Origin of the sequence: Uniformispora flossi, assembly GCF_049534875.1 — a bacterium.
Taxonomy (GTDB): domain Bacteria; phylum Actinomycetota; class Actinomycetes; order Streptomycetales; family Streptomycetaceae; genus Yinghuangia; species Yinghuangia aomiensis.
In genome coordinates this window covers 65,502-76,201 of record NZ_JBMULZ010000020.1, presented here as the reverse complement: position 1 = coordinate 76,201, position 10,700 = coordinate 65,502, and the positions used below count along the sequence as shown (strand labels likewise).

General features: G+C 75.7%; 6 protein-coding genes. All 6 read right to left on the bottom strand.

Annotation, left to right across the window (positions count from 1 at the left end; genetic code table 11):
• Nucleotides 1-82: 82 nt before the first annotated feature.
• On the bottom strand, nt 83-1,387 hold the full coding sequence (locus ACPA54_RS32275) for a PASTA domain-containing protein (protein ID WP_423535101.1): 1,305 nt from the start codon (nt 1,385-1,387) through the stop codon (nt 83-85).
• A gap of 134 nt (nt 1,388-1,521) precedes the next feature.
• Nucleotides 1,522-3,327, bottom strand: a complete 1,806-nt coding sequence (locus ACPA54_RS32270) for an ATP-binding cassette domain-containing protein (protein WP_423535099.1) — start codon at nt 3,325-3,327, stop codon at nt 1,522-1,524.
• Complete coding sequence (locus tag ACPA54_RS32265; RefSeq protein ID WP_423535097.1) at nt 3,324-5,447, bottom strand: ABC transporter ATP-binding protein; 2,124 nt, start codon at nt 5,445-5,447, stop codon at nt 3,324-3,326. Before ACPA54_RS32265 ends, ACPA54_RS32270 begins: the two co-directional genes overlap by 4 nt.
• A gap of 265 nt (nt 5,448-5,712) precedes the next feature.
• Complete coding sequence (locus tag ACPA54_RS32260) at nt 5,713-5,862, bottom strand: VenA family class IV lanthipeptide (protein WP_345673408.1); 150 nt, start codon at nt 5,860-5,862, stop codon at nt 5,713-5,715.
• A 93-nt stretch (nt 5,863-5,955) separates the two neighbouring features.
• Nucleotides 5,956-7,791, bottom strand: coding sequence for an alpha/beta hydrolase family protein (locus ACPA54_RS32255; protein WP_423535095.1), 1,836 nt, complete (start codon nt 7,789-7,791; stop codon nt 5,956-5,958).
• Complete coding sequence (lanL, locus tag ACPA54_RS32250; RefSeq protein ID WP_423535093.1) at nt 7,788-10,685, bottom strand: class IV lanthionine synthetase LanL; 2,898 nt, start codon at nt 10,683-10,685, stop codon at nt 7,788-7,790. Before lanL ends, ACPA54_RS32255 begins: the two co-directional genes overlap by 4 nt.
• Between the last annotated feature and the right edge of the window lie 15 nt (nt 10,686-10,700).

Genomic DNA, 10,700 nt, shown 5'->3' with positions numbered 1-10,700 from the left:
CGCCGGGAACCCAGGTTCCGGGACCGCGCCCGCGGCGTGCCCGAGGCCTTGCCCGAGGCCCTGTCCGAGGCCGTGTCCGAGGTCAGCGGATGTCCGCTGTCCCCAGGTACACCGTCACTCCCGTCAGCACCCCCGCCGACGTCCCCGCCGGGGGATCGGTGCGCACGACGACGTTGTACTTGGTGCGGTCGCCGACGGCCACGGTGGTGAACCTGGCGGCCAATCCCGCGTCGCGGAGGGTGGTGCGGGCGGTCTCCTGGTCCATGCCGACGACGTTCGGGACCGTCGTGTTGCCGTCGTGGACGCGCACGACGACGGTGCTGCCCTCGCCGACGATCTCGCCGCCGGCCGGGTAGGTGTCGATCACCGCGCCCTGCGGGCCGCGGCTGTTGGGGACCGGCTGGATGCTCGGCGCGAGGCCGGCCTTGGCGATCGCGTCCTTGGCTTCCTGGGTCGTCATCCCCGACGTGTTCGGCACCACGAAGTCCCGGCGGGCGGTGGGGGGAGTCGTCCCCGGGCCGGGCTTGCCGCCGTTGCCCGCGTTCGCGCCGGACCCCGCGGTGCCGCCCCCTCGGCCGGAGATCGTGCCGCCGTTCTCGCCGTTCGAGCCGTTCGAGCCGTCGGGGTCGTCGGATCCGCTCGTGTCCCCGCCGCGGCCCGTGCCGCCCACGCCCGGGTCGACACTGGCCACGGTGACCGCTTCCACACCCGGCCCCGGCGCGGCCGGCGTGCCGCCGCCGTCCGAACCCCCCAGCGCCACCGCGGCCACCACCGCGAGGGCGACGATCACCGCGGCCGCGCCGACTCCGGCGAGCAGCTTGGGCCGCACGCCGCCACGCGGGTCGCCGCGGTTCGGGTCGTACTGGAAGCGCCGCGGGATATCTATGGCGAACGCCGCGCCCGCGGCGGCGCGCGTCGTGCCGCTGGTGGAGACGATCCGCAGCGCGACACCGAAGCGGCCGCCGCGCGTGTCGTTGGCGCGGCCCGCGGCTTCCGCGCCCGCGATGCCGAAGCGCGAGGCGATGTCGATGCCGAAGCCGATGTGGTCGCGCGGCGGGGTGTAGCGCAGGACGACCACGCGCGACTCGCCTGGCGCCAGCGTGTAGGTGAGCGAAGCGGCGTCGAAATCCAGCCGTCCGGCGACCTGTTCGATCGGCTCCACGCGGTACGTGTCCGGCCGCCGCCCCGCGTTGCGGACGGTGAGCCGCACCGTCACCGCTTCGCCGGGCTCGCCGCGCTGCCGCGCGGGCTCGCACCACGCCTGCACGCCGGTTTCGGTGTCGCCGGCGAAACGCTGGTCGGCACCGCACTGTTCGCCCGGGCAGTACGTGCCCAGGCGTTCCCGGCCATCGGTCCGGGTGCCGCACAAGCGGCAGAAGAGCCTCATGTCGGTCCCCCCTGGGATACGAGCTGAACCCTGGGACGGAGTGCGCGGGCGGCCGGTTCCCGCTCGCGGCGGGTTCCGCGGTGCCGCGGGTGATGCTGAGGGGGATCCCTGGGGACGCAGGCGCATTGCCCAGGTCAGCGGGCTGTGCGGACGCCTTGCCAATGCCCCGTCAAGTCCGCGTACAGCGCCGACCGGTCCATCAGTTCCTCGTGGGTCCCCACCGCCGGGATGTGCCCGTCGAGGACGAGCACCCGGTCGGCGCGCCGTGCCGAGTCCATCCGGTGCGCGATCACCACCAGAGCGCCCGGCCGGGCGGCGAAGGCGCGTTCGGCGAGGGCTTCGGTGGCCGGGTCGAGGTGGCAGGTGGCTTCGTCGAGGATGACGAGGCGGGCCGGAGAGACGAACGTGCGCGCAAGCGCGACGAGTTGACGTTCACCCGCGGACAGTGCCGCCGGGTCGGGGATGTCGGCTTCGTAGCCGCCGAGCCGGGCGACCAGGTCGCGGCACCCGACCAGGCGTACCGAGCGGTCGAGTTCGGCTTCGGTGGCGGCCGGGTGGAGGTAGGTGAGGTTCTCGCGGACGGTTCCGGCGAAGACGTAGGCCTCTTGCGGCACCACCGCCACGTCGCGCCGTAGCCGCGCCGGATCCAGCGCCGCGACCGGGATCCCGTACAGGGCGACGCCACCCGCGTCGGGCGCCAGCAGCCCGGCGAACAGCGCGGCCAACGTGGACTTGCCGACGCCGCTCGGCCCGACGACCGCGAGGTGGCCGCGGTCCGGGACGGTAAGCGTCAGATCGGCCACCACAGGGGCCGCGTGCGGCCCGTAGGCGAACGTCACACCGTGCACGTCCAACGCGGCGGGCCGCGGCGACGGCGCCCGCAGCGGACCGGCCGCAGGCTGCGGCGGCTCGGCCTCCTCCGAGGATGCGGTGGCCTCGGCCAAACGGCCCGTGACGACGCCGAGTTCCAGGATCCAGTCGCCGACGGTCGCGGTCAGGGCGCGCAGCGCGGGGCCGAGTTCCTTGACGAGGTAGAGCACGGCGCCCGCGACTTCGCCCGGAGTGAGCATGCCGTGGCGGATCAGCGCCGGGGCCGCGGCCACCAGCAGCACGACCGGGAGTTGCGCGCCGACGCCGACCACCAGCAGCCGCAGTGCGGATGCGCGGGCGAGCTGCCGGGTGGCATGCGCCTGCGCGTCGATCGCCGTGCCGAGGTCGCCCAGGACACGCTCTTGCGCGCCGAGCGCCACGATGTCGCGCAGCCCGGCGACGGTCCGGCCGGTCTCGGTGGCGATCCGCTCGTCGGCGAGCAGCAGGTCGCGGCGGCGTCGCGCGAGCGGCCCCAGCAGCCGGACGAACAGCCACCCGGCCGGCACCAGCGGGATCAGCACCAGCGGCAGCACGAGCGGGGCGAGCACCGCCAAACCGACCAACGCGGCGACGACGGTCACCGCGAGTTGGCGCAGCGTCCGCAGCAGCGACGCCGTCAGATTCCGGCAGCTCTCGACCTGCTCGGTCAACCGGGCGACGGCGGCCGCCGGATCGGTTCGCCGTGCGCGGCCCCCCTCCTCGGCGAGCGCGGTGTCCAGGGCGTCGCCGACCACGCGGCGCACCAAGGCGTCGCGCAGCGGTTCGACGACGGAGGCCAGGTGCGGGAACATCGCGTACGTCGCGAGCACCCGCAGCAGCATCGCGAGCCCCAGCATTCCGAGCAGCGCGAAACCGACGCCGGGACGACCGGCCAGGAACCCCTGGTCGATCGCCGCCGCGACCAGCGCACCCGACAGCAGCGCCGGCACACCCTCCACTACCGACCAGCCCAGGACCCGGACCAACGCGGGCTTGCCCGGACGCAGTTCGGCGGCGAGCAGGGACCAGCCCGCGCGCATGCCGCCGGGGTCGGACGCCGCGGCGTGCCGCGGCTGCTCGCGGCGGGTCACGCGGCGCCCCCGGCGAACACCGCGCGGTAGTCGGCGTCGTCCCACAAGTCGTCGTGTGTGCCGACGGCGCGGACGCGGCCGCGGTCGAGCCACACCACCAGGTCCGCGGAAGCCGCCGCGGTCGCCCGATAGGCCACCACGACGCGGGTACGGCCGCCCAGGCGGCGCGCGAACGCGTCCATCACCTGGTGCTCGGTCACCATGTCCAGCCCGGACGTCGCATCGTCCAGCACGATCACGCGGGCGTCCTGCGCGACCGCGCGGGCCAGGCCCAGGCGTTGCACTTCGCCGCCGGAGAGGGCGAGGCCGTCGACCGGGGTGGCGTAGCCGTCCGGGAGACGGCGCACGAAGTCGTCGGCGTGGGCGACGGCGGCGGCGTGGACGAGCGCGGATGCATCGGCGCCGGGCTTTCCGAAGCCGATCGCCTCGCGTACGTCGCGCCCCAGCAGCGTGGGGCGCGGAAACGCGTAGGCCACCGCGCGCCGCAACTCGCCGCGGGCCAGCGCCGCGACCGGGAGTCCGTCGATCGCCACGGAACCCGCGTCCGGGTCCCGCAGCCGCCCCGGCAGCGCGGCCAGCAGCGACTTGCCGGATCCGCTCGCCCCCACCACCGCGCAGCACGCGCCGGCCGGGACGGTCAGGTCCACGCGGTCGAGCAGCAGCCGCCCGCGGTCCCGGACGGTCACGCCGCGGAAGACCAACTCGCCCGCACCGGCGGGCAGTACCCGTTTCGCACCGTGCGGGGCAGCGGGGACGCCGAACAGTTCCTCCGTCCGCCGCAGCCCCGCACGGGCGTGTGCGACACCGACCAGGCTCTCCAGCTGCTCCAGGAAGCCCAGCCCCAATGCCGCGTATCCCGCGGCTGCCACCATGCCGCCCGGGGGGATCCGCCCCTCCGACAGACCCCAGCCGGCGACCGACAGCACCGCGATTTCCACCACGGGCGCGAGCAGCAGAACCCGGGCGACCGCACGACGTTGTGCGTGCCACAGGCCGTGCCCGACGGTGGAAAGCTCCGTCAACGGGCCCAGCACGCGGTCGTGTTCCCGATCGCGCGTGCCGCAGGCCCGGATGGTGCGCAGGCCCGCCAACGCATCGGCGAGCCGCGCGGAGATCCGCGCTTGGATCTCCTGGTAACGCTCGAACAAGTGCGTGGCGTCCGCCATGAACGCCCTGACGACCACCAGCCCCGGCAGCAGCCCGCCGACGAACGCGACGGCCAGCCAGGGGTCGAGCAGCCCCAACGCGACGATGCCGCCGAGCGACGTGGCCAACGCCCCGATGGTCCCGATCGACGCGGGCACGAGCCGCGCCGCGTCGGGTGCGGACCCGACCAGCCGCCCGGCGATGTCCCCGGCGGGGTACGGGTTGCGGCCGCCGGTGCCGAGCGCGACGGCATGCTCGGCGATACGCCGCCGCAAACGCGCGGTGAGCGCGGCGGTGAGGCCGGGCCCGGCCAACTCGCCGACGAGCCCCGCGACGAGCCCGAGCAGCAGCACCCCGGCCAACGGCAGTATCGCCCGAGCCGTCCCCCCGCCGTCGAGCAGGGTGTCGACCGCCCCGGAAGCTGCCGCGGGCAGCAGCAACGCGGCAGCGGACGCGGCGGGAACGGAGAACCCGAGGGCCACGGTGGCCCCGGGCGCGGCCCGCCAGGCGGCACGGAAGCCGGCGGCGGGGACGGGCTTGCGGGGGCGCGGGCCGGAGGGTTCCGGGGTGCGGGGAGCCTGGCGGGGAATGCCGGCGCCGCGACGCGGCCGCGGGTCATGCCCGTGCGCGGCCGGACCGTCGTCCAGGTGCCGCGGCTCGGCTGCCGGGGGGGCCGCCTCACCCACACCGGAGTCCGGCACCACCGCGGTGCCGGGGGCCTCGCGGTCATCCGGGTCGGCGTCGTCGCCGCGCGGAGGACTCGCCTGGGCGTCGCGGCCGGATGCCCCAGGGGCAGCCGCTTCCGGATGCTTCGTGTCCGTGCCCGCGGGGTGTCGTGAATTGGTTTCGGCCCCAGGCGCGTTGCCGTGCGGTCCGAAGGCCATCGGCTCGTCCGCACGGCCCCCCGACGGCCCGCCTATGCCGTCGCTCGGCCCCGAACCCGGGCTCGGGGTGTCGCGCGTGGTGCCGGGCACGGGGCGGTCCTTCCGTCGGGTCGGGTCGGCCAGGGGTCGGTGGTGCGTGGTGGCAGGGCCGGGCGGCGATGCGTCGTAGGCGCTGCTCGGCGCCCGTCCGCCGAAGGGCGCGGGGTGTATCCGGTGCCGCACCCGGCCGGAGCCGGGCGTCCCCACCGCGCCGGTCCCGCGGCCCTTCAGGTTCCCGCCCGGCCCTGCCACACTGTCCCGTCACCGGGAGTTCCTGATTGCGCCAGGAACTCCCGGGTCCGGAAACTGCCGCCGGTCAGCCGCCGATCGTGAAGATCAGACAAGTGACGATGAGGCAGGTGAACTGGCAGCCGCCGCCGCCACCGCCGTGGCCGCCGCCCAGCTCGACCGACTCGGTCTCCGGCAGGCGCTGCAGGGCGGCGAGGTCCGTCTCGAGGTTCTGCATGGTCGTGTCCTTTCGTGGCACGGACCGCCCCCCAAGGGTTGTCCGTGGTCGTTCCGCGCCGGAGGGCTCCGGCGCGGGGCGGTACCGGGGCTCTCAGACCACGGCCGTCGTCAGGAACGACGTCAGCCGCGGATACAGCTCGGGAGCCCCGTCCCCGGCGAAGACCTCGTGGCCTCGGCCGGGAAGCTCCAGGTAGCGGAAGTCGGTGCCTTCCGCGCGGCCCAGTTGCAGCAGCCGGTGGCGCAGCGCCCGCGACTGCCCGACCGGGATCACGTCGTCCCGGTCGCCGTGCACGACCAGCAGCGGGGCACGCATGCCCTCCGCCAGCCGCAGGACGTCGCGCGGGCCGAGCGCGTCGTCGAGTTCCACGTCCCCGCCCAAGCGGGTCATGAGCGCCCGGACCGGCAGCGACGCTTCGGCGATCAGCCGCGGGCCGGACAGGAACGGCGCGATGGCGAGCACGCCCGACCACGCGTCGGGCGACGTGCACGCCGCGAGCAGCGCCAGGTAGCCGCCGTAGCTGGTGCCGAGCAGCATCGGCTTCGGCAGGCCGGCCGCGGTGCGCTCGCCGCCGAGCGTGCGGGCGATCGCGGCGACGTCCTCCAGGTCCGGGCCGCCCCACGCGCCGTGCAGGCATGACGCGTAGGCCTCGCCGTAGCCGATACTGCCGCGCTGGTTCGGTGCCACGACGGCGATGCCGTGTGCCGCCAAGTGCTGCAGCACCGGGGAGAATTCGAACCGCCACGCGGCCGCGGGGCCCCCGTGCAGGGCCACCACGAGGTGGTCGGCGGTACGCCAGTCCAGGCCGCCGTACACGATCGACTCGACCGGCCCGGCGTCCCCGACGAGCGTCTCCAAATGCGCGGAGTGCCAGACGGGTCGGCCCGGGGCGGCCGGCGTCTCCAGGCTCCCCGCGAATCCGAAGCGGCCCTGCCGCTCCGGCCGCACGGTCGCCAAGCCCCCGGGCCGGTCCGGCGCGGAGAAGGGAATGTGCAGGCCCGCGGCCGTCCACCGGCCGACGCCGCCGAGGCAGCCTTCCGGCATCTTGATGTCGAGGAGCGTGCCTTCCTCCGGCGTCCACACGGCCAGCCGCGAGGTGGCACCCCGGTCGAGCTGGAGCGCGACGCGCTCGCCGTCGGGGGCGATCGCCACCGGCCGCACCGTCGTGTTCGGCAGGTGCACCATCTCCGGGAAGCGCACCCGGCCGGCCGGCTCGTCGCGGTTCTCCGGCAGCCGGATCCACCCGAGCCGGTCCCCGCCCGGCGCGTCGCTGGAGATCACCAGCAATCCGCCCACGGGGTCGCACAGCTGCAGCCGGTCGTTGCTCTCCTCGGTCATCTCCAGCAGCGGGCTGAGCACGGCCGAACGGACGTCCAGCACGGCCGTCTTCACCCGGCCGTCGCGGACCGCGTCCAGTGCCAGCCGGTGTCCTTGCGTGTCCAGCCACACACCGCCGCCGAACAGGCCCGGCAGCTCGGCGAGGATCTCCAACGCGCCCAGCGTGCGCGGGATGCGCCACACGGTCGTGGTCGGCGTGGTGTCCGTCGCCAGCACGAGCGCGAGGCCGTCGGCGCCGGGGTAGGGGAGCAGCCGCAGGCCGGGGGTGCGCACGGTGCCGATCACCGTCTCGCCGTCCGCATCCGCCCCGGGGCCGCCGAGCAGCACCAGGTCGTGGCGGCCCGGCTCGTGCCGGCAGGCGAGGACCGAGCCGTCGGACAGCGCGAGAAGCTGGGTGTGCAGGTGCTCCGGGCGGCCGAGCATGCGCCGGGGCGCCGCGGTCACGGCGTCCGGGCCGCCGGTGCCCATCGCCCAGGACTCGACCTGCCAGGTTCCGTCGCCGGGGGTGGCCAGGCACGCGGCGTGTGCGCCGTCGAGCGAGAACGAGTAACTGACGCGGCGCAGCGGCGGCGCGCCGACGGTCGTGGTCATGCGGCGTGTCCCCCTTCCGTGGTGCCGGGCATCGGGCGCGGGGCCGCGTCGTCGCCCGCGTCGTCCTTCGGCTGGTCGTCGCCGGGCGGCAGCGGTTCGTCCGCCGACGCCGGGCTTGCCGCGTCGACCGGATCGACCCACAAGCGCGGGCCGCCGTGCCGAAGGCGGAGCAGGAACCCGACCACGCCCGCGAGTCCGGTGCCGTAGGACGCGGATACGCCGACCGTGCTCTCGTCGCACGGAATGAGCCGCCCGGAGATCCGCGCGCTGCGCGCCCCGAGGAGTTCCGCGCACTCTTCGGCCTGCGCGCGGTACAGGTCGTCCGCACCCGGCTCGACCAAGTCGGCGATGTCCAGCAGGAATTCGCCGTTGCCGGCCAGTCCGTGGCAGGCCGTCGTGCCGGAGTGCCAGCGGGCACGGCGCACCGCGACGGCGGCCTGCTCGGCGAGGTCGCGCAGATACGGGTCGCCGGTGCAGTGCCACAGGCGGATCAGGAACGTGCCGACGCCGGACGCCCCGCTGCACCAGTGCGCGAGCCGCACACCCGGCGGGTCGGCCGGGCCCTGCGCCCACCACGCGGCGCCGTTGTCGGGGCGTACCGTGCGGGCCAGCGTGCGCCCGGCGGCAAGGGCCGCGTCCAGGTACGCGCCGCGCCCTGTCGCCCGTCCGGCGGCGAGCAGGAACGCGCCGACCCCCGCGACGCCGTGCGCGTATCCGAGGTGCGCGGCACCGGCCAGCGCGGAGTCGAAGTCGCGCGGGACCTGCCACAGCATGAGGTCGCCGTGCTCGCGGGCGGCCGCGAGCAGGCCGTCGGCGCTCGCCACCACGCGCTGCCGGAACCGGTCGTCGTGCGTGGCGTTCCAGAAGCGCAGCTGGGTGAATCCGGCGCCCGCGGCGCCGTGGCAGACGTCGGGGTTCGGCCAGCGGGTCGGCACCGACAGGGCCAACTCGTCGGCGTGTGCGAGGAGTTCCTTGTCACCCAGGCTCTCGCCCGCTTCGCGCAGCGCCCACGCGGTGCCCGCGCGGCCGAAGTGCAGGCCGGGCAGCAGCACCGGTTCGCGGGCGGCGCGTTCGCGGACCCAGGCGGCCGCGGCGGCGACGGTGTCGGCCAGGCCGTCGGATGCGGCGAGGGTCGGGGTGGCGGCCGCACGGGCGAGGACGGCGAGCACACCGGCCGCGCCGTACTGCACCCCGCACGGGTCCATCGCCGCGCCGCCGGGGGTGACCTGCCAGACGGTGTCCGCGCGGTCCGGGGCCGCGGTTGCGACGAGGTGCGCGAGGCCGTCGGCGAGCAGCCGGTCGACGAGGGCCGGGCCGACGGGCTCGGCGGCGGACGGTGCGGCACGCCACGGGTGCGGGCGGGCGATGTCGCGGACCCGGCCGGGGGCGGGGACGGGGCCGCCGCGCCGCTCGACGGCGTCGAGGTGCGCGCGTACCTGGTCCAGGCTCCAGCGCGACTCCGGCTCGTCGCGCAGCAGCCCGCGGACGGCGGGGGCGAGCAGCCGGGCGGTGCGGCCGCTGCGTGCGGCCAGGTCCAGCCAGGGCCCCAGGCGTTCGGCCGTCGGCCGGAAGACGTGGTCGGGCTCGGGCACGTCGTCCGGCAGTCCGGGGTCGGCGCCGGTGGCGAGCAGGAAGAACAGCGCGCCGAGACTGTAGAGGTCGGCCTCGGGGGCCACCGGGTGGACGCCGCGGGCGTGCTTGGAGCGCGAGGCGGCGCGCTGTTCCGGGGCACGGTAGCCGGGGGTGCCCGCGGCACCCGCGAAGCTGCCGATGTCGGCGGCGAGTTCCAGGTCGACGAGGCGGAGTTCGCCGCTCGGCGCGACCATGACGTTCGTGGGGGCGAGGTCGCGGACGACCAGGCCTTCGCGGTGCATGCTCGCGACGACGCGGACCAGTTCCGCGGCGACGTTGCGGGCGAGCGGCCACGGCACGTCCGGCGTTCCGGAGCCGTCGCCGCCGTCGGAGCCGGCGTGCTGGAGGACCCAGGCGCGCAGCGACACCCCGGGGACGCGTTCCTGGGCGAGGAACAGCGTGCCGTCCTGCTCGACCAGCGCGACGTGGCGCGGCGTCAGGCCGGTGTGCGCGAGCCGTTCCAGCAGCGCCGATTCGTGCCGGAGGGCTTCGCGGGCGTCGCGGCCGGAGTGGTCGATCTCGACGTGCGCGCGGGCCTGCTTGACGACGACCTCGCCGCCGTCGCGGGTGTCCGTGCCGACGAACACGCCGCCTTTGGTGGAGTGCCGGATGGCCGCGGTGACCGCGAACCGGTCCGCGATCAGGACGCCGCCGGGGCCGGACGCGCCCTGCTGCCGGGCGTGCCGGTCGGCGAGCGGGTCGGGCGCCCACGCCGGCGGCGTGAACCATGCTTCCCGGGAGTCGACGACCTGGCTGCCGTCCGGCGCGGTCAGCACCGGGCGGTAGGCGCCGTCGTTGCCGAGGCGGGCGCGTTCGGTGAAGCCGCCGTACCGGTAGTGCACGATGCTGCCGGGGCGGCACGCGCGGTCCGACATCACGCCGGGACCACTCAGCCCGCGGGTGGCCGCGTCGAGGGCGTCGACGAGATCGACGAAGTCCATGTCGTCGTGCGGATAGACGGTGATGAACTTTGCCGACGAACTCCGCTCGGCCTCCCGCGAGTTGAGCATGCGCAGGAACTCGGTGCCGGCGGCGCACTTGAAGGCGACCCGGCGCGGCACGAGCACGTCGCACACCCGGTCGAGCACCTGGGCGGCGCTGTCGGTCGCGGAGCTGACGTGGATCTTCCAGCCCTGCTTGGGGAGTTCCGCGCCGATCGGGGTGGCGGTGCACCACAGGTCGTCGACGCGGAGGTCCCACGTGGATGCCTCGCAACGGTCGAGTGCCGCACTAACGCGCTCGACCAGGGTGCCCTCGGGCACGTCGCGGACGACGCC

Excerpts from the sequence above, each read along its gene's own strand:
- ACPA54_RS32260 (WP_345673408.1), bottom strand. The coding sequence starts at position 5,862 with ATGCAGAACCTCGAGACGGACCTCGCCGCCCTGCAGCGCCTGCCGGAG.
- ACPA54_RS32255 (WP_423535095.1), bottom strand. The coding sequence starts at position 7,791 with ATGACCACGACCGTCGGCGCGCCGCCGCTGCGCCGCGTCAGTTACTCG.
- ACPA54_RS32275 (WP_423535101.1), bottom strand. The coding sequence starts at position 1,387 with ATGAGGCTCTTCTGCCGCTTGTGCGGCACCCGGACCGATGGCCGGGAA.